The organism is Streptomyces sannanensis (genome assembly GCF_039536205.1).
Lineage (GTDB): Bacteria > Actinomycetota > Actinomycetes > Streptomycetales > Streptomycetaceae > Streptomyces > Streptomyces sannanensis.
In genome coordinates this window covers 1,813,830-1,832,602 of record NZ_BAAAYL010000001.1, presented here as the reverse complement: position 1 = coordinate 1,832,602, position 18,773 = coordinate 1,813,830, and the positions used below count along the sequence as shown (strand labels likewise).

Annotated in this window: 17 protein-coding genes and 1 riboswitch; of the genes, 8 read left to right on the top strand and 9 right to left on the bottom strand. The window is 72.2% G+C overall.

All coding sequences use genetic code 11. From position 1 onward, the window contains the following. Positions 1-2: 2 nt before the first annotated feature. Both thiS and thiO read right to left on the bottom strand, forming a co-directional pair. Positions 3-203 (bottom strand): sulfur carrier protein ThiS, encoded by a 201-nt coding sequence (gene thiS, locus ABD858_RS08465; protein WP_345035587.1) that lies wholly within the window; start codon positions 201-203, stop codon positions 3-5. Next, positions 200-1,378, bottom strand: a complete 1,179-nt coding sequence (gene thiO, locus ABD858_RS08460; RefSeq protein ID WP_345035586.1) for a glycine oxidase ThiO — start codon at positions 1,376-1,378, stop codon at positions 200-202. The genes thiS and thiO overlap by 4 nt, the downstream gene beginning before the upstream one ends. Then, positions 1,376-1,489, bottom strand: a riboswitch (TPP riboswitch). Its footprint overlaps the gene before it by 3 nt. Before the next feature lie 58 nt (positions 1,490-1,547). Between thiO and ABD858_RS08455 the strand changes: the two genes are divergently transcribed. The 5 genes from ABD858_RS08455 (at position 1,548) to ABD858_RS08435 (ending at position 5,813) form a co-directional block, all read left to right on the top strand. Further along, positions 1,548-2,816, top strand: coding sequence for an NAD(P)/FAD-dependent oxidoreductase (locus tag ABD858_RS08455; protein WP_425586174.1), 1,269 nt, complete (start codon positions 1,548-1,550; stop codon positions 2,814-2,816). A gap of 90 nt (positions 2,817-2,906) precedes the next feature. After that, entirely contained in the window at positions 2,907-3,272 is a 366-nt protein-coding gene (locus ABD858_RS08450) for an Rv2175c family DNA-binding protein (protein WP_345035584.1), read from the top strand. 74 nt (positions 3,273-3,346) lie between these two features. Then, positions 3,347-4,015 carry a thiamine phosphate synthase gene (gene thiE / locus ABD858_RS08445; protein WP_345035583.1) on the top strand — a complete coding sequence of 223 codons (669 nt, stop codon included), beginning with the start codon at positions 3,347-3,349 and terminating at the stop codon, positions 4,013-4,015. 79 nt (positions 4,016-4,094) lie between these two features. Continuing rightward, a complete protein-coding gene (gene metF / locus ABD858_RS08440) occupies positions 4,095-5,012 on the top strand; it encodes a methylenetetrahydrofolate reductase [NAD(P)H] (protein WP_345035582.1) in 918 nt (305 codons plus the stop codon). 51 nt (positions 5,013-5,063) lie between these two features. Beyond that, positions 5,064-5,813, top strand: coding sequence for a hypothetical protein (locus ABD858_RS08435; RefSeq protein WP_345035580.1), 750 nt, complete (start codon positions 5,064-5,066; stop codon positions 5,811-5,813). 57 nt (positions 5,814-5,870) lie between these two features. Here the strand turns inward: ABD858_RS08435 and ABD858_RS08430 are convergent, their stop codons facing one another. The 4 genes from ABD858_RS08430 to ABD858_RS08415 all read right to left on the bottom strand — a co-directional run bounded on the left by ABD858_RS08430 (position 5,871) and on the right by ABD858_RS08415 (position 11,117). Further along, on the bottom strand, positions 5,871-7,379 hold the full coding sequence (locus ABD858_RS08430) for a phytoene desaturase family protein (RefSeq protein WP_345035579.1): 1,509 nt from the start codon (positions 7,377-7,379) through the stop codon (positions 5,871-5,873). A gap of 321 nt (positions 7,380-7,700) precedes the next feature. Then, entirely contained in the window at positions 7,701-8,309 is a 609-nt protein-coding gene (locus tag ABD858_RS08425) for a TetR/AcrR family transcriptional regulator (protein ID WP_345035578.1), read from the bottom strand. A gap of 11 nt (positions 8,310-8,320) precedes the next feature. Then, positions 8,321-10,405, bottom strand: coding sequence for a YhgE/Pip family protein (locus tag ABD858_RS08420; RefSeq protein WP_345035576.1), 2,085 nt, complete (start codon positions 10,403-10,405; stop codon positions 8,321-8,323). Next, positions 10,377-11,117: an ATP-binding cassette domain-containing protein gene (locus ABD858_RS08415; RefSeq protein WP_345044359.1), complete on the bottom strand. Its 741-nt coding sequence runs from the start codon at positions 11,115-11,117 to the stop codon at positions 10,377-10,379. The genes ABD858_RS08420 and ABD858_RS08415 overlap by 29 nt, the downstream gene beginning before the upstream one ends. Positions 11,118-11,275: 158 nt before the next feature. On the opposite strand from ABD858_RS08415, the gene ABD858_RS08410 reads away from it, so the two are divergent. The 3 genes from ABD858_RS08410 to ABD858_RS08400 all read left to right on the top strand — a co-directional run bounded on the left by ABD858_RS08410 (position 11,276) and on the right by ABD858_RS08400 (position 13,536). Then, entirely contained in the window at positions 11,276-11,803 is a 528-nt protein-coding gene (locus ABD858_RS08410) for an SAV_6107 family HEPN domain-containing protein (protein WP_345035575.1), read from the top strand. Between the two features lie 310 nt (positions 11,804-12,113). Beyond that, on the top strand, positions 12,114-12,881 hold the full coding sequence (locus ABD858_RS08405) for a class I SAM-dependent methyltransferase (protein WP_345035573.1): 768 nt from the start codon (positions 12,114-12,116) through the stop codon (positions 12,879-12,881). 262 nt (positions 12,882-13,143) lie between these two features. Beyond that, positions 13,144-13,536, top strand: coding sequence for a DUF3040 domain-containing protein (locus ABD858_RS08400; RefSeq protein ID WP_345035572.1), 393 nt, complete (start codon positions 13,144-13,146; stop codon positions 13,534-13,536). A 395-nt stretch (positions 13,537-13,931) separates the two neighbouring features. Here the strand turns inward: ABD858_RS08400 and ABD858_RS08395 are convergent, their stop codons facing one another. Genes ABD858_RS08395 through ABD858_RS08385 form a run of 3 tightly spaced genes read right to left on the bottom strand, consistent with a single transcriptional unit; the run spans position 13,932 to position 18,711 of the window. Next, positions 13,932-16,313 carry a transglutaminase TgpA family protein gene (locus ABD858_RS08395; protein ID WP_345035571.1) on the bottom strand — a complete coding sequence of 794 codons (2,382 nt, stop codon included), beginning with the start codon at positions 16,311-16,313 and terminating at the stop codon, positions 13,932-13,934. Next, complete coding sequence (locus ABD858_RS08390; RefSeq protein WP_345035569.1) at positions 16,310-17,683, bottom strand: DUF58 domain-containing protein; 1,374 nt, start codon at positions 17,681-17,683, stop codon at positions 16,310-16,312. The genes ABD858_RS08395 and ABD858_RS08390 overlap by 4 nt, the downstream gene beginning before the upstream one ends. Continuing rightward, positions 17,683-18,711: an AAA family ATPase gene (locus ABD858_RS08385; RefSeq protein WP_345035568.1), complete on the bottom strand. Its 1,029-nt coding sequence runs from the start codon at positions 18,709-18,711 to the stop codon at positions 17,683-17,685. The genes ABD858_RS08390 and ABD858_RS08385 overlap by 1 nt, the downstream gene beginning before the upstream one ends. Positions 18,712-18,773 lie beyond the last annotated feature (62 nt).

Genomic DNA, 18,773 nt, shown 5'->3' with positions numbered 1-18,773 from the left:
GGTCAGCCTCCCTGGACTGCGGTGAGGACTTCGACGCGGTCGCCGTCGCCGAGTGTGGTGGTGGCCCACCGGCTGCGCGGGACGACGGTCTCGTTGACGGCGGCGGCGACCCCGGAGGGGGCCGCGGTCAGTGTGGCGACGAGGGTGTCGAGGGTGGTGCCGGCGGCGACCTCGCGGGCCTCGCCGTTCACGGACACGGTCATACGGGCTGCTCCTGGACGACGGGAGAGAAGCGTCGGGGGGTGAAGGGGAGGGCCTCGTGCGGCAGCTCACCGGTGGCCAGCACGGCGGCCATCGCGTCGCCGGTGACCGGGGTGAGCAGTACGCCGTTGCGGTAGTGGCCGGTGGCCAGGTGGAGGCCGGGCAGTGCGGTGGGGCCGAGCATCGGCGCGTTGTCGGGGGAGCCGGGGCGCAGGCCCGCGCGGGTCTCGGTGAGCGGCAGTTCGGTGATGCCCGGGACCAGCTCATGGGCGTCGCGCAGCAGCTCGTAGACGCCGCCCGCGGTGACGGTGGTGTCCCAGCCGAGCTCCTCGCTGGTGGCGCCGACGACAAGTTCGCCGTTCTCGCGCGGGACGAGATAGAGAGGGCCGCCGCGCACCACGGCCCGTACCGTGCGGCTGAGGAACGGTGCGTACGGGCGCGGCACGGTCAGTCGCAGCACCTGCCCCTTGACCGGGCGTACCGGCGGCAGCACGTCCGCCGGTACGCCCGCCAGGCGGCCGCTGAGGCTGCCGGCGGCCAGCACCACCTGGTCCGCGGAGAGCGCGGTGCCGTCGGCGAGTACGGCCCCGGCGGCCCGGTCCCGTGCCAGCGTGAGCCGCTCCGCCCAGGCGCGGTGGAAGGCCACCCCGGCCCGCTCGCAGGCCGTCACCAGGGCCTTGGCGAGCCGGCGCGGGTCGACCTGGTGGTCGCCGTCCACGCGCAGGCCGCCGCGTACTCCGGGCGCGAGCATGGGCTCCAGGCGGCGGCATTCGCGCCCGGTGAGCCACTCGGGGTCCAGCCCGCAGCGTCGCTGCAGGGCGTGGAGTTCCCGCAGGTGGGAGCGGTCGTCGGCGTCGAGGGCGACCGCGAGGGTGCCGCAGGCGCGGTAGCCGATGTCCTGGCCGTCGCTCGCCGCCTCCAGTTCGGCGGCGAAGGCCGGGTAGCGCTCGGCGGAGGCGAGATTGAGCCCGAGGAGGGTCTGCTCGCCGTAGTGGAGCTCCGTGACGGCGGCGAGCATGCCCGCCGCGACCTGGGCGGCCCCGCCGCCCGGTCCGGGGTCGACGACGGCGGTGCGCAGTCCTCGCTGCGCCGCCCGCCAGGCCGTGACCAGGCCGATGATCCCGCCCCCGATGACCAGGACGTCGGAGCCGTGGCTCGATGAACGCGCTGAATGCATGGGCGTCCAGCCCCTCCCTTCGCCGGCATGACCCGGATCAGGTTCGTACGGTCGGAGGCCGTCCCAGCCTCCCTCTCAGCCCGGTACGTCCGGGCTCCCGCGAGTGCTTTGCTCCGGCCACCTTAGCCGCAGGCCCCGACGCGCTGTGAGGGAGCCATGTCCTGACGTAATGGCAGGTGCTTATGGTGAACGAGTGAGCAGCGAGCAAAGGCAGACAAGCGAGCAGGACCGGCCGGGGTGGACGCGGCGGCGCGTCGTCATCGCCGGAGCGGGCATGGCCGGGGTGCAGACCGCGGTGGCCCTGCGTGAACAGGGCTTCACCGGTCCTGTCACCCTCATCGGGGCCGAGCCGCACCAGCCCTACGACCGGCCGCCGCTGTCCAAGGCGGTGCTCCTCGGTACGGCCGAGGGATCCGCCTTCGACGTGGACTTCGAGGCGCTCGACGTCGAGTTGAGACTCGGTGTGGAGGTCACCGGCATCCGGCCCGCGGAGCACGAACTGGACACCGAGGCCGGCCCCGTACCGTACGACGTCCTGGTCGTCGCGACCGGCGCGCGGCCTGTCATCCTCCCTGGCACCGAAGGCGTCGCCGGCGTGCATCTGCTGCGCACTCTCGACGACGCCGAGCGGCTGCGGCCCGTCCTCGCGCAGCAGCACCGCATCGTGGTCGTCGGGGCGGGCTGGATCGGCGCGGAGTTCGCCACGGCCGCGCGCGAGGCGGGCTGCGAGGTGACCGTCGTGGAGGCCGCGGACCGGCCGCTGGCAGGGGCGCTGCCGGCCGAGGTCACCGCCCCCATGACGTCCTGGTACGCCGAGTGCGGTGCCGAACTGATCACCGGCGCGCCCGTCGCCGCGATCGAACCGGGCGAGGTCGTGCTCGGCGACGGAAGGCGGCTGTCGGCCGGGGCAGTGGTCGTCGGCGTCGGAGCGCGGCCCGCCACGGACTGGCTTGCCGGCTCGGGCGTCGAACTCGGGGCGGACGGCTCCGTCACCGCCGACGACGGACTGCGTACCTCGCTGCCCGATGTGTACGCGGTCGGGGACTGCGCCTCCTTCCCCTCCCGCCGCTACGGCGAACGTCTGCTCGTCCACCACTGGGACAACGCGCTCCAGGGCCCGCGGACGGTCGCGGCCAACATCGTCGGCGACCTGCCGGACGTGTACGACCCCGTCCCGTACTTCTGGTCCGAGCAGTTCGGCCGCTTCGTGCAGTACGCGGGCCACCACACGGACGCGGACGAACTCGTGTGGCGCGGTGATCCGGCGGAGGCGGGCTGGTCGGTCCTCTGGCTGGGCGAGGGGGCACTCAAGGCGCTCCTCACGGTGGGCCGTCCGCGCGATCTGACCCAGGGCCGCAAACTCATCGAGGCGGCTGCCCACGTCGACCGCGCCCGCGCCGCCGACCCGTCGGTCCCGCTGAAGTCCGCGGTGGCCTGAGGCGGCCGCGGGGTGCGATGCGGGGGCGGGCGTACCCCGGACAGACCGGTCCGGGTACCGGCTGTCAGTCCGGGATGGCACGCTTGTCCCGTGACCGAGATTGACGCAAAGATCGATGCTCTCGTCCCCGCCTGGCTCCACCTCCCCGACATCGCCGAAAAGCTCGATGTCGAGGTGACGCGTGTGCGGCAGCTGGTCAAGGAGGGCCAGCTGATCGCCGTGCGCCGTGGGGAGAACCGGGCGCTTCAGGTTCCCGCCGCCTTCATCGGCGGCGGGAAGGTGCTCAAGGGCCTCTCGGGGACCCTGACGCTCCTGAGGGACGACGGCTTCACCGACGAAGAGATGCTGGAGTGGCTCTTCACTCCCGACCCGACCCTGCCGGGCACCCCCGTGCAGGCCCTCAGCGAGAATCGCGGCACGGAGGTGAAGCGCCGCGCTCAGGCGCTCGCCGTCTGACGACACGAACCGCACCTGTGGTCGCGGGCCGGAGCACCCGGCCCGCGACCACAGGACAACAACGGGGGGTCCCCATGTCACTGGCCCGTGAGCAGCTCGCCGAAGCACGGCTCTACCTGTGCACGGACGCCCGCAAGCGCCAGCGGGACCTTCCCGAGTTCCTGGACGCCGTCCTGTCCTCGGGCGTGGACATCGTGCAGCTGCGCGACAAGGGCATGGAGGCGGGAGAGGAGCTCGAGCACCTCTCCGTCTTCGCCGAGGCCTGCCGGCGGCACGGCAAGCTGCTCGCGGTCAACGACCGCGCTGACGTCGCCCACGCCAGCGGCTCCGGCGTGCTGCACCTGGGGCAGGGCGATCTGCCGGTCCCGGCGGCCCGCGCGATCCTCGACGACGGCGTGCTGATAGGCCGCTCCACACATTCCGAGTCCGAGGCGGAAGCGGCCGCCGTCGAGAACGGCGTGGACTACTTCTGCACCGGCCCCTGCTGGCCCACCCCCACCAAGCCCGGACGGCACGCCCCCGGTCTGGACCTGGTGCGTCACACCGCGTCCCTGGCCACCGACCGCCCCTGGTTCGCGATCGGCGGGATCGACGCCGGCAACCTCGAGCAGGTGTTGGACGCGGGCGCCCGGCGGGTCGTCGTTGTGCGCGCGATCACCGAGGCGGACGATCCGGGTACGGCCGCCGCCGATCTCACGAAGCGGATACGGGCATACGGCGGCCAGGCCACGGCCAGGCCTTGACGTGGCCGGTTTTGAACGCCTGGTGTCCGACACGTGGACGACCGTTGGGCGACCGCCGAGCCCTGGCTAACCTGCGGGTATGGCCCTAGGCACAGCTTCCACCAGGACAGATCGCGCACGCACCGTGCGCGAGCTGCTCGAGACCGGCAAGACGTCGTACTCCTTCGAGTTCTGGGCGCCCAAGACCGAGAAAGGCGAGCGGAACCTCTGGAACGCGCTGCGCCGGGTCGAGGCGGTCGCGCCGAGCTTCGTCTCCGTGACGTACGGAGCCGGCGGCTCCACCCGTGAAGGGACTGTGAAGGCCACCGAGCAGATTGCCGCCGACACCACCCTCACGCCCGTCGCGCACCTCACTGCCGTCGACCACTCGGTCGCCGAGCTGCGCAACATGATCGGCCAGTTCGCCGATGCGGGAATCCGGAACATGCTCGCGCTGCGCGGCGACCCGCCCGGCGACCCGACGGGGGAGTGGGTCAGGCACCCGGAGGGCCTGACGTACGCGGCCGAGCTGGTCCGCCTGATCAAGGAGTCCGGAGACTTCTGCGTCGGCGTCGCGGCCTTCCCGGAGATGCACCCGCGCTCGGAGGACTGGGACACCGACATCCAGCACTTCGTGGACAAGTGCCGTGCGGGCGCGGACTACGCGATCACGCAGATGTTCTTCTTTCCCGAGGACTACTTGCGGCTGCGTGACCGGCTGGCGGCGGAGGGCTGCGAAACCCCGGTCATCCCCGAAGTGATGCCGGTCACCAGCGTCAAGCAGATCGAGCGGCTTTCGCAGCTCAGCGGTGCACGTCTGCCCGAAGACCTGAAAGAACGGATCCTCTCGGTCAAGGACGATCCGGCCGCTGTACGCTCCATTGGCATCGAGTTCGCGACGGAGTTCTGCGCGAGGCTGCTGGCCGAGGATGTACCGGGGCTGCATTTCATCACGCTCAACAACTCCACCGCGTCGCTCGAGATCTACGAAAACCTCGGGCTGCACGAGCAGCCGTGAGCGGGGCGATGGCCGTGTCCGGGAAGTGACGGCCGTAGGGAGAGGGCGTACATGGGCTGGACGGTCCTCTACATCGCGTTCGGAATCGTCGCGCTGTGGCTGCTCGGAGAAGTGCTGCTGCAGTACAAGGCGCGCCTACGGTGGAGGCTGCTGGCCTTCACCGGCTTCCTGGGCGTCGTCATCGGCGTCCTGCTGCCCTCGGTGCTGGTGATCGCGGTGGGCGCCATCGCCTTCGCGGTCGGCCAGACCTATGTCACGTTGTCCTTCCGGCGCGGCTTCTCGACGGGCTGGGCCATCGGCGGCAAGCCCGGCGCCAGCCGCCGCCGCAGGGGCGGCGGCCCGGCCCCGGCGAAGGAGCCGACGCTGGAGGTGTCGGACCTCGAGTACGAGCCGGTACCCGAGGAGTCGGCGGTGGAGACCACGCAGGTCTACCAGCCGCAGCCACTGGAGGAGGACACCGGTCAGTACGGCGTCTACTCCGGCTCGGCGCACGCCGGACAGCAGCAGCCGTACAGCGGATACGACGCGTACTCCGGCTACGACCAGGGCGCCGGCCAGGAGTCCTACGGGCAGTACGGCTACGGCACCGGCCAGCAGCAGGAGTACACCGCGTACCCCGGTCCGTACATCGGTACCAACACCCAGCAGTACGCCGATCCGTACGCCGCGGAGTACGGGACGGACACCCCGCCCGGTGGCGTCTGGGTCCCCCAGCAGCGCGACGCGGAGGCGTACCCGGCCGACCCCACGGTCCACCAGCCGGACGGCGGCACCGGCACCGACGACCAGTACCGCTACTGACCGACGGCCGCGGCTCCCGTTACGAGCACCGGCCGGGCCCCGCCCGGCCGCGCCCGCTCACTGTGAGCCGCGGAAGTCGTCGCCCTCGACGATCAGGCCGGCGACCAGGGCGCCCGACATGCCTGCGTGGGCCAGTCCGCCGCCCGGGTGGGACCAGCCGCCCGCGAAGTAGAGGCCCGGCAGGGGGGAGCGGTTCGCCGCGGGCAGCCAGGCGCCGTCCGCACCCGCCAGCGCCGGTGCCGGAACCCGGTACGCGCCGGTCTCCCGGAAGGTGTCGGCAGGGGTGCGCACCTCGCGCCACAGCAGCCGGTCGCGCAGCTCCGGTACGGCCCGGGCCGCCGCCTCGACCATCCGGTCCGCGAAGGCCCCCGCCTGGGCACCGGCACCCCAGAGGTTCTCCGACGACCATGCGCCCCCGGCCGGCACGGTGGCGGTCACCGTGATCGCCTCATGGGCGTCGTCGGGCCGCAGCGACGCGTCGTCGGGCCGCAGGACGGTCACCGTCGGCCGGTCGCACAGTCGGCCCGCGGCGAGCGCGTCCAGCTCCCCGTCCCGGTCCGTCGTGTGCACCACCGTGCGATGGACCGCGTCCCCGGGCCGGGCGCCGCGCAGCGCCAGGCACACCGTCACCCGCCCGGTGCGCGCGGCCGACTGCATGCGCGGCCATTCGTCCTGGCGCTCCCAGTGCACCACTTGATCCCGGTAGAGGGCGGGGACCGGGGCGCCGGCGACCACGAAGTCGGCCTCGACGCGCTGCCCGCCGGCCAGCTCTATCCCGCAGGCCCGGCCGGCCTTCTCCAGCACGTCGGTCACCTCCGCCTCGAAGGTGAACTCCACCTTCCGGGCCAGGCACCGCTCGTACAGGGCGTCCGCCAGGGCTCGGATGCCGCCTCGCACGTACCAACTGCCGAAGGTCTGCTCCATGTACGCGAACACGGCTGCGGAGGCGGGCGCCGTACGGGGATCGAGGCCGTAGGACAGGGCGTGGCCCTCCAGCAGCGCGGCGAGCCGTGGATCGCGCAGCTCCCAGGCGCCCACCTCGGCGAGGGTGCGCGCGCCGCGCCGCAGGAAGCCCCGGCCCTGCGCGGGATACGGGTCCCGCTCGAACGGCGAGGGGTCGGCCGGCAGGGGCTCCTCGAGCAGCGGTCTGCGGGACCGGTCCCATGCGTCACGGGCGCGGCCGAGGAACTCGCCCCAGCGCTCACCCGCGCCCGCCTCGAGCGCCTCGTCCAGGGCGGAGACGACGCCCGCGCGCGAGGCGTTCGGCAGCGACACCCCGGTGCCGTCGGCGAAGACATGCCGGCTCGCCGGGTCGACCGGGACCAGCTCTACGCACTGCTCCAGCGGCTCCTTGCCGGTCTTCACGAACAGGTCGCGCTGGACCGCGGGCAGATGCAGCAGCCCGGGCCCGGTGTCGAAGGCGAATCCGTCGCGCTCGAACCGGCCCACCGCGCCGCCGTATGTCGCAGCGCGTTCGTACACCGCCACCCGGTGGCCTGCCACGGCAAGCCGGGCAGCCGCCGCCATCGCGCCCATCCCGGCGCCGATCACCGCAATCCGTGCCATGTGTGCGACCTTATCGGCCACCACTGACAGCCGGCCGCCGGGAGTGGGGACGGGAACTCAGCTCTGAGTATCCGTACCTAGTGAGGAGATGAGTAGTTTCACGGATGGGCGCCCACCTGCGGAGACGGGAGAGTGGAAGCACTGAGGGGGCGCGGCGCCGGTACCGCCGGCACGGGGCGGCGGAACGGCGCGGCTCCCCCGAGGAACCGGGGGTGACCCGGGGGTGACCACAGGGGGAGAAGAAACGGGGAAGGCGCCGGTCCGGCGTGGCTCGATCCTTTCGAGCCACGCCGGACCGGCGCCGTTTTCCGTGTGTGCGGACTAGCGCCCGCTCACCCGTCCGTGCAGCAGCCGCGACAGGGCCGCGTGCACATCGTCGATCGACCGCTCGGGCTGGAACGCCTGCCAGTCCAGGGCGGCCACCAGCACCATGCCGACCAGCGCGGCCGCCGTCAGCGGGATGTCGATCTCCTCGCTGAGTTCGCCGGCCTCGACGCCCTCCTTGAGCACGGTCTCGACGACGGCGACCGCATCCTGACGGACCACCATGAGCGTGGACTGCCAGGCCCGGTTGGTGCGCCACAGCTCGGCGACATAGAGCTGGGTGAAGGACGGAGAGTGGTCGATGAAGACCAGACCGGCCCGGATCATCGCGTCGAGCGCCTCGACCTTGCTTCCGCCGCGTTGCGCGGTCTCCTCGGCAGCGCTGCGCAGCGATTCGGTGAGCAGCCCGACGCCGTGTCGCAGCAATTCCTCGAACAGCACGGTCTTGCTGGCGAAGTTGTAGTAGACCGTGCCCTTGGCGACCCCGGCGCGCTCGGCGATCTCGTCCACGGTGGTGGCGGAGAAGCCCTGTTCCGCGATGAGGGTCACCGCGGCTTCGTAGAGCTTCTGCCGGGTGGCCTGGCGGCGCGTGCTACTGCTGTCCATGACACCGATTCTCACAGGCTCAGCTCGGGGTGCAGACGGTCGAGGGTCCACACCTGCTTGCGGCGGGCGGCGACGGCGGTGAGGGCGAGCGTTCCGGCGGTGAAGGCGAGCAGGACCGCACTGCCCTGCCAGACCGGGGTGAGTTCGCCGCCGGAGATCAGCCGGCGCAGCGCCTCGACCACGTAGGTCATCGGCAGGAAGGGGTGGATTGCGTTGAAGAAGTCCGGGCTCGTCTGGACCGGGTAGGTGCCACCCGCGGAGGTCAGTTGGAGCATCAGCACCGCCAGCACCAAGATCCGGCCGGCCGCGCCGAAGCGGGCGTTGAGCCACTGCACGATCGCGGCGAAGCAACAGGTCACCAGCGCCAGGAAGGCGATCGTGCCGGCGGCGTGGGCCATCTCCAGGCCGACCGCGAAGTGGAGCACGGACATCAGCGCGACGGTCTGGAGCACACCGATCGCGGCGACCGGAAGCCAGCCGGCGAGGGCGATGCGCCAGGCGGAGGCCCCGGCGGCGAGCGCGCGCCGGTTGAGCGGCTGGATCAGCATGTACGCCACCATCGCGCCCACCCACAGGGACAGCGGGATGAAGTACGGGGCGAATCCAGTGCCGTAGTTGGGCGCCTTGTGCAGCGACTGGGCGGCGAGCTGGACGGGGTCGGCCATCACATCGGTGCGCCGGTCCCTGTCCTCCTTGTCGTAGTCGGGGATGCTGTCGACGCCTTCGTGCAGTCCGCCGGCCAGCTTGCCGGAGCCGTCCGCGAGTTTGAAGAGGCCGCCGTCGAGGTCGTTGGCGCCGTTCTCGAGCCTGCCTACGCCGGAGTCGAGGTCCTTGGAGCCCGATTTGGCGCCGGTCAGCCCGGTGTGCAGGTCGTCGGCGCCCGAGGCGACCTGTTGGGCGCCGGTGTTGAGGGCCTTGATCTGCGCGACGGCCGAGTCCAGGTCCTTGCTCAGGTTCGGCGCGTGGTCGGCCAGGGCCTGGGCCTCCTGCTGCAGGGAGCCGAGGCGGGTGTCCAGGGTCTTCAGATCGTCCTTGTGGTCCTGTACCAGGGAGTTGAGCTTCCCGGCGAGTTCCGCGGTTTCGCCGGCGGCCTGCTTGCCCTGAAGCAGGGCCGGGCAGTCGGCGGCCGGCGCTGCGGCTCCCTCGCACATCTCCTTGTACGCGGCGTCGAGTTCCCCGGACGCGTCCTGCGCACGCGTCTCGACGCCGGGGGAGTCCTCGGAGAGGGACGCGAGGTTGTCCCGGATGGTCTGCGTGGAGTCGGCGACCAACCGGGCGGAGTCGCCGATGGTCTTCGCGTTGTCCTTCAGATACGGACGTACCTTGTCCGCCGTCCCGCCGACCTTGTCGGCCAGGGCCTGGGTGCCGTCCGCGACGCGCTTGGCGCCCGCCTCCAGGTCGGCGGCGCCCTGGTCGAGCTTGTCGATGCCGCCGGCCAGTTTGCCGCTGCCCTCCTTGGCGTCCTTCAGGCCGTTCGCGAGATCCTTCGAGCCCTCCTTGGCCTCGCCGATGCCGCCCTTGAGGTCGTCGGCACCCTTGGCGGCCTCCGCCGTGGCGTCGTGGATGTCCGAGAAGGAGATGAAGATCTTGTCGAGGTAGGATTGCGAGGTCGTCTTGGACGCGGCGTGCTGGACCTCGGAGAACACCGAGCGGGAGATGGACCCGACGATGTAGTTGTTGGCGTCGTTCGTGCGTACCTCCAGGGCGCCGGTCTCGGGGGAGTCGCCCGAGCTGGAGGCGATCCGTGCGCTGAAGTCGGCAGGCACGGTCAGCGAGAGGTAGTACGTCCCGTTCTCCACGCCCTTGCGCGCCTCGGCGTCGCTCACCTCGTGCCACTCGAAGACCTTGCTGTCGAGCAGGCCCTCGGTGATGTCGTCGCCCGCCGTGATCTTCTTGCCGTCGACGGTGGTCCCCCGGTCCGCGTTGACGAGGGCGACCGGGAGCCGGTCGAGGCGTCCGTACGGGTCCCAGAAGGACCACAGGTACAGTCCGCCGTACAGCAGCGGAAGCAGCAGCAGCGCGACGAGCGCCGCACGGGGCAGCCTTCCCCTGCCGAAACGCTTCAGCTCAAGCGCGGCCAGTCTTGGCGAACGCATCAGCCGCCCCCTTCTCGTTCTCGCACGTACGGATGGTGATCGCGCCGGCGGGCGCCTGGCTGCACACCGCGATCACGGTGGTCCCGCCGTCGGCGACGGCGCGCAGGAGCTTCCACGCCTCGGCGCGCTCGGAGTCCGACAGCTTGAGGTCGGTGTCGTCGACGGCCAGCAGACGAGGCCGGCCGATCAGCGCGAGCGCGACCGACAGGCGCAGCGACTCCAGCCGCTCCAGGTCGCGTACCGGCGTACGCGGTCCTTTGGGCAGGTCGTCCGGGGAGAATCCGGCGGCGGCCAGAGCGGCGTCGATCCGGCGCCGGGCCTCGGCGGCCCGTTCCGTCCGCGGCCGGAGCATGGCACGCGGCGATCCGGCGAACCGGCGCTGCAGCAGGGCTCGTTCGCGCAGGTGCTCCGACACGGTCAGCGCGGGGTCGAGGTCGCTGACGCCCGGGACCGGACCGAGGGCGCTGATGCCGCGTACGGCTGCCATCCTGCGCGGCAGGCGCAGCCCGCCGACCTCGGCGTGGCCCTCGGTGGGGCGCATCCGGCCGGTGAGCGCGAGCAGCAGACAGGTGCGGCCGGAGCCAGACGGGCCCTCGATCGCGACGAGCGATCCGGGCGGTGCGTCGAGGCGCACACCGCGAAAGGCCCAGCCGCGTGGGCCCTTGAGCCCGAAGTTCTCGGCGGTGACGGCTGCCCCGTGCGGGCTGTCCACCACGTACCCCTCCCTTTTGAACTGACCGGTCAGTTCAAAAAAATAGCCCCGAACCTGCGAGCGAGGCAAAACGGCAGGTCAGCGGGGATTGTCAGTGCCGGGCTGCACGATGAGCACATACGGCGACCGCGCCGTCACGCGACGACAGGAGGTTCGTCATGGCCAGCACCCACGCCGCTGCCGCACGCCGGCGCCGCGCCACCGGCCCTGCCCCCTCACTGACCGGTCCGGCGAGCGATGTCCACCCCGCCCTGCGCCGCGCCGGGGCGCCGCCCGCGGCCCTCGGCCTGCTCGCCCAGGCCCGTACCGGGCTGGAGGAGGCCGCGGTCCTCGAAACGCCCAACGAGCGGTACGCCACGGCCCACCTCGCCGCCCTGCGCACCGCGGCCGCCGTTCTCGCTGCCCGAGGCCGCCCGGACCCCACGCCCAGGCGCAGGCAGCGGATCCGCAGTGCTTGGGAGGTCCTGCCCGAGATCGCCCCCGAACTGTCCGAATGGAGCGCGCTGTTCGCCTCCGGGGCCACCCGCAGGGCCCGGGCCGAGGCGGGCATACAGGGCGCGGCCAGCAGCCGCGATGCCGACGATCTGCTGCGCGACGTGGGCATGTTCCTGCGTCTCGTGGAGCGGATGCTGGTGCTCCAGCCGGTGCTGCCGCAGTCGGGGGAGCGTGAGCCGGAGGCGGGCTGACGCACCGTCCCTTCACGTCGCACCAGTGCCGCGACCGGCAACGTTTGCCCGTCAAGGAGCGGCGTCCGGTGCGTGCGATCGCAAGGCGGCCGAATGACCCTCGTAGCAGCGCTACTCGGGCTTTCGGCCAACGCAGCGAGCGTGCGTGCCCGGGGGCGCCTCTGGGGGCACCCCCAGAGGTGGTCGGGGGAGGTGGCTGGGGGAGCGTCGCGACGGGGCAGACGTTGCCGGGAGGGGCACTAGGGTGGAAGGCGTCTGCACCATTCACGCCCCGCACCTGGGGCGGCACCGCGTCGAGGAGTCAACTGCCGTGTCGGAACCGATGCGCCCCCGGGCCTCCCTCCGTACCGCCGTGGTCTGGGATGTCCTCAAGGACACCCTCGACCGCCGGGTCAAGGCGACCGGCAGGGAAGCGCTGGACATCCTCGACACCGGCGGCGGCTCCGGCAAGTTCGCGGTGCCGCTGGCCGGCCTCGGCCACCGTGTCACGGTGGTCGACCCCAGCCCCAACGCGCTCTTCGCGCTGGAGCGCCGCGCGGCCGAGGCCGGGGTCGCCGATCTGGTCCGCGGAGTGCAGGGTGACATCCACGGACTGTTCGACGTCGTCGACCGCGGCGGCTTCGACGCCGTGCTGTGCCATGGAGTGCTGGAGTACGTCGAGGATCCGGCCGAGGGTGTGCGCAACGCCATGGAGGCCCTCAGGCCCGCCGGTGTGCTCAGCCTGCTCGCCGCCGGGCTCGGCGGGGCCGTCCTGGCCAGGGCCCTGGCCGGGCACTTCACCGAGGCCCGGCGCGCGCTCACCGATCCCGCGGGCCGCTGGGGCGAGGGCGACCCGGTGCCCCGGCGCTTCACCGCGGAACAGCTCACCGAACTCGTCACGGCGGCCGGTGCCGAGGTCGTCGCCGTCCACGGCGTACGGGTCTTCGCCGACCTCGTCCCCGGCGTCCTCGTCGACACCGAGCCCGGTGCCGTCGACGCGCTCCTCAAGCTGGAGGCCGCAGCCGCCGAGCTGCCCGCCTTCCACTCGGTCGCGACCCAGCTCCACATCCTGGCCGGGAAGCCGGCCCAGCACCCCTGAAGGGCGGGCTGAGCAGCGGCGCTGTTCCGTACGGAGTACGTCACAGCCACTCCGAACCGCGGCTTTGCCCCGTATGATCGAGTGACACCGTCCGGCATGACGGATCGGCGGTTGGGGAATCCACACCTCAGCAGCCGAACCGGCATGGCGGCCCGGAATGGCGAATGGCAGCGGAGGGCGGGTTTCACGGGGGCGATTCCCTGCCTATCCTGAAAGGGCCGCAGACCGGTCGCCCCCCGCGACCGACGAGTAGGAGGACTCCGTGCCGCTCTCGGAGCACGAGCAGCGAATGCTCGAGCAGATGGAGCGAGCGCTGTACGCCGAAGATCCCAAGTTCGCGACAGCGCTTGAGGGAAGCGGGCTGCGTACGTACACCCGGCGACGGGTTTACCAGGCGGTCGCAGGCTTCCTGGTGGGTATCGCGCTCCTCATGGCCGGAATGGTCGCCCAGCAGATCTGGATCAGCGTGGTGGGCTTCCTCGTCATGCTCGGTTGCGCGGTGCTCGCGGTCACCGGATGGCGCAAGGCGCCCCGGTCCGGCGAGCAGCAGGGCCAGGCCGGCCCCGGCGCCCGCCACCATTCCAGGCAGCGTCGTTCCATGATGGACCGGATCGAACAGCGGTGGCAGCGCCGCCGCGACGAGCAGGGTCACTGAGCCGTCCTGCACATCGGATTCCCGTGAGGGGCGACCGCCTTCGGGCGGTCGCCCCTCACGCGTCCCGGTCCGCGACCGCCGGACACCCCTGGGCCCTGTCCGGCCGATCAGGCCGGACAGGGCCCAGGGCGTGTTTCGAAAGTCCCGCCTGGTCGGGAACGCCCGGCACGCACGCTCGCCGCGTTGTCGGTCGTCGGCGCAGCCCGCTGCGCTCTCCTCCCTCCGCCTTGCGATCGCACGCACCAGACGCCCCCGACCCCGCCCTCCGGGCGGACGACGCTACTTTCGAAACACGCCCCAGTGCTGTGACCAGAACGGTTCACGGCTCGCGACGCTTCCCCAGCTACCGCTGGGGGCAGCCGCGAGCTTTCCGGCAAACCCTTCCGGCCACAGCACTAGCCGCGCTGCCGGGAGACGCGGCGCAGCAGGGTGTCGGGCCACAGGGCGCGCAGCCTGGCTGCGGCCGCCGCCCGGCGGGCCGAGAACACCCAGACCGCCCGGACCGCCGAGCGAGGGGCGAGCCGCGCCCGCAGCCGCCTGCCGCTGCCGGCTGCCGCATACAGACCGGCCCGGACGCGGTGCGCGTCCTCGGCCAGTCCCGTCAGCGGCCCGGGCTCCGGCGCGTACAGCACCTGCTCCACCGCGCCCGCCAACCGGTGCACCGCCTCCGCCGGGGCGCCCTCCAGGCCCCCGAGCCGTACGATCCGCGCCGCCGCCTTGCGGGGGGTCTGTGAGTCGTCCGGCGGGATGCCGTGATCCCAGGCCGTGTCGGTGACCTCCTGCCAGACGTCCAGTGTTCCGGCTCCCGGCCTCAGCCGCCGTGTCCGGGCACGTACCCGCCACAGCGCGGGCATCAGTGGCACCAGCACCAGAACGACGACGGCGAGGACCGGCCAGAGGATCGCGCTTGGAGGTGTGCCGTCGTCGTACGTGTCGTCCACCGGCACAGCGGAGGAGTCGCCGCAGTCCCCGAGCCTGCGCAGCTGAGGGGTGCAGTCCGACGACGAGGACGGAGCCGCGGACGGCAGCTCCGAATCGCCCGGCAGCGGCTCCGCCGGGTTGCTCGCGCCGTCGGTCGGGGACTCCGGACGTGTGTACTCCGGCAGGGTGCCACGCGACGGCGTCGGCTCGAACCGGGTCCAGCCGACACCCTCGAAGTACAGCTCCGGCCAGGCGTGGGCGTCGCGCAGTCCGACCGACATCGAGCCGTCCGCCTGCTTGGTCCCGGGCGTGAAGCCCACCGCCACCCGCGCCGGGATGCCCAGCGTCCTGGCCATCGCGGCCATCGAGAACGAGAAGTGGACGCAGAAGCCCTCCCGCTGCTCCAGGAAGCGCGCGATGGCCGCCGCGCCGGTACCGGACTCCACGTGTGTGTCGTAGCGGAAGCCGCCCTCGACGGCGAACCAGTTCTGGAGCCTGACAGCGCGTTCGTAGTCGTTCGACGCGCCCTTCGTCACCTTCAGCGCGGTGCTTCGCACGACGGCGGGCAGGGATTTCGGTACCTCGGTGTACTCACGGAGCAGGGCCGCGGGCGCGGCCGGGGCCGTAGCGAGCTTGTCCCGTGTCGGTCGCACGATCAGGCTGGTGACCGAGTACTGCAGATCGCGCGTGGTCTGCCCGTGGTCGCCGACCAGGGTCCTCCCGGTCGGTTCGTAGCGCCAGTGCCCGTCGACGTTCACCGCGGTCGCCGGATAGGGCAGCGGCAGCCAGTTCTGCGCGTACCAGTCGGCCGTTGTGATGGCGGTGCTGACCCTGTTGGTGGGGGTGTTGTCCGGGCTCAGCCCGGCCGGCAGCGGCAGGGTTTTCGGTACGTCCGTGACCCGGCGCTCCGATGTCTTCCACGAGCTGCCGTCGAACTGGTCGAGTGCGACGATCCGCAGATACAGGTCCGCCGTCGTGGGCGCGTTGGTCCGGTACCTCAGGACCTCGCGGTCGTCGGGCTGGTTCAGGCTGTTCTGCAGCGAGACGAGTGGGTTCACCGCGGTGATGGTGCCGCCCGATCCGTTGCCGTTGCCGTTGCCGTTGCCGGTGCCCGGCAGCAGCCCGCCGTCCAGCGCGGGCAGGGCGGCCGGCGCCACCAGGGCGACGCCCAGCGCGACGGCGCCGATGCGCCGCCCGGTACGGACCGGGGCGAGCGGGCTGCCGTTCTGCGGACCGGGCCCGCTGCCGGAAGCGCCCGGTCCGCCGCCGAAGACACGGCCCCACTGCGACAGCCGGTCCCTCCCCTCGGCGAGCAGAAGCAGCAGATAACCGGCCCCCGCGCACACGAAGTTCAGCCAGCGGGCCCCTCCCTCGGTGAGCCCGGCGGCCACCGAGTAGAGCGCCAGCAGCGGCAGCCCCGCCGGCGCGGCACTGCGGAAGGTCACCGCGAGGGCGTCCACCGTGAGCCCGATCACGAGTACGCCACCGACCAGCAGCAGGCGGATGCCTTCGGTGGCGGGGGCCGGGATGGCGTATCGCCCCACGTCGTCCGCGCCCTCGCCAAGCAGCCGGCCGAACTCCCGGAAGACCTCGGGTCCCGGCAGTACACCGCCGAGCGCCTGGTCCCCGGCGAACACCCAGGTGAGCATCAGCAGCGCGACGAGTGCCTGCCCGGCCACGGTCAGCGGCCGGGCCAGCGGCACCCGCCGGGCCAGCACGCCCACCCCGCTCAGGACCGCGAGCAGCGCCCCGGCCTGGGCGATCCAGCCCGCCGGACCGATCAGCGGCATCAGCGCCCCCGCGGCCAGCATCGTGGCGATGTAGGCGAACAGCGCCACCCTTCCGCGGCCACTCATGACCAACCCCCCGTACCTGCCGTCGTGCCGCCCACGGGCCCGGCCGTGCTCTCCTGGCCGGCCTGCCGCCACAGATCGGCCAGCGCCGTGCCAGGCTTCACCGCGAGCGCCGTCCAGCCCGCCTCCCGCAGCCGCCGCAGCCGGTCGTCGGCCTGCTCGGCGGCAGGCCCGGCGGAATCCTGCACGCCGCCCCGCGCCCAGTCCGCGCTGTCCAGCACGAACGCGACCGCCGCGCCGCTGCGCTGCCGCATCCGGGCCGCCACGGCGGCCTGTTCCTTGTCCAGATCGCCGACGAAGGCGACCAGCAGTCCTTCGTTCCCACCGCGCAGCACGTCGTAGGCGGGGGAGAGGCTCTCCCCGTCGGAGTGGCCCACGACGGCGAGGGTGTCCATCATCAGGCCTGCCGAGTCGGCCGAGTCCTGCGTGGCGCCCGCGAAACCGTCCGAGCCCTCACCGGGCACCGAGCTGCCCGTGTCGGTGAGCAGCCGCACCGCATAGCCTCGTTCGAGCATGTGCACGAGGGTTGAGGCGGCGCCCGAGACCGCCCACTCGAAGGCGGAGTCGGGGCCCGCGCCCTGGTAGGCGGTCCGCCGAGTGTCGAGCAGCACCGTGCACCTGGCGCGCTGCGGCTGCTCCTCGCGGCGCACCATCAGCTCGCCGTACCGCGCGGTGGACCGCCAGTGCACCCGGCGCAGATCGTCTCCGTGCCGGTAGCCGCGCGGGATCACATCGTCCTCGCCGGCCAGCGCAAGCGAGCGCTGCCGGCCGTCACCGTAACCGGCCGCCTCGCCGGACAGCCGCACCGGCGGCAGCGGTTCGGTGCGCGGAACGACGGTCAGCGTGTCGTACGCCGTGAACGACCTGGTCAGCTCGCACATCCCGAAGGGATCGGTGAGCCGCAACTGAAGGGGGCCGAGCGGATAACGGCCGCGCAGGTCGGAACGGACCCGGTAGGACACCTCCCGCCTGCCGCCCGGCTGCACCCGGTCGAGGACGAACCGGGGCCGCGGCCCCAGCACATAGGGCACCCGGTCCTGGAGCATCAGCAGCCCGGTGGGCAGGCGTGACACATTGTCGACCCGCAACCGGACCCGGGACTCCGTCGTGGCCGGGACCCGGGCCGGCGAGAGACCTCGGCTGCTGGTGACCTGGTGGCGCGTGCGGTACACCACGAGTGTGCAGATCAGGGGCAGCGCGGCCAGCAGCAGACCGACCCGCAGCAGATCCGCCTGGCCCAGTGCATACGCGCACACGGCGGCCGCGACACCGGCCGCGAGGAAGGAACGGCCACGTGTGGTCAGCCCGCTCAGGGCCGCCCGCAGACCGCCCTGCCCGTCGCCGCGCCCACCGGCGGGCCCCCCGGCCGCCATCACAGCCGCCGTACGCCGGGCTGCCGGTGGCCGTAGAGCGGGACCCCGTCCGGGGCGCCGCCGCCCGCCGTGGGCACGGGCGTCTGCTGGATTGTCTCCAGTACGACCTGCTCGGCGCTGCGGCGGTTGAGCTGGGCCTGCGCGGTCGGCAACAGCCGGTGCGCCAGCACCGCCACCGCGAGGGCCTGAACGTCGTCGGGGAGCGCGTACTCACGGCCGCTCAGGGCGGCCGAGGCCTTCGCGGCACGCAGCAGATGCAGCGTGGCGCGCGGCGACGCGCCGAGTCTGATGTCCGGGTGACTGCGGGTCGCCGCGACCAGGTCCACGGCGTACCGGCGCACGGAGTCGGCCACATGGACCGCACGGACCGTCTCGATGATCTTGACGATCTCATGGGCGTGCGCCACCGGCCGCAGATCGTCCAAGGGGGACACCGCCCCGTGCACATCGAGCATCCGGAGCTCGGCCTCCGGGCTCGGATAGCCGATCGAGACCCGCGCCATGAAACGATCGCGCTGAGCCTCGGGCAGCGGGTAGGTGCCCTCCATCTCGACCGGGTTCTGGGTGGCCACCACCATGAAGGGGCTGGGCAGCTCATAGCTCTGCCCGTCGATGGTGACCTGGCGTTCCTCCATCGACTCCAGCAGCGCGGACTGGGTCTTGGGCGAGGCGCGGTTGATCTCGTCACCGATCACGATCTGGGCGAAGATCGCGCCGGGCTTGAACTCGAAGTCCCTGCGCTGCTGGTCGTAGACCGACACGCCGGTGATGTCCGAGGGCAGCAGATCCGGTGTGAACTGGATGCGCCGCACCGAGCAGTCGATGGACCGGGCCAGTGTCTTGGCCAGCATCGTCTTGCCCACGCCCGGCACGTCCTCGATGAGCAGATGCCCCTCGGCGAGCAGCACGGTCAGTGCGAGCCGTACGACCTCGGGTTTTCCCTCGATCACGCTCTCCACCGACCTGCGCACCCGTTCCACCGTGGTGGTCAGATCAGTAAGGCTCGCTCGATCGTCATAGGTCGTCACCCGGCCCTCCTCGGCCCGTTCCCAAGGCCGACGCGCTCTAGACGGTCCGGCCCACCCCGAAT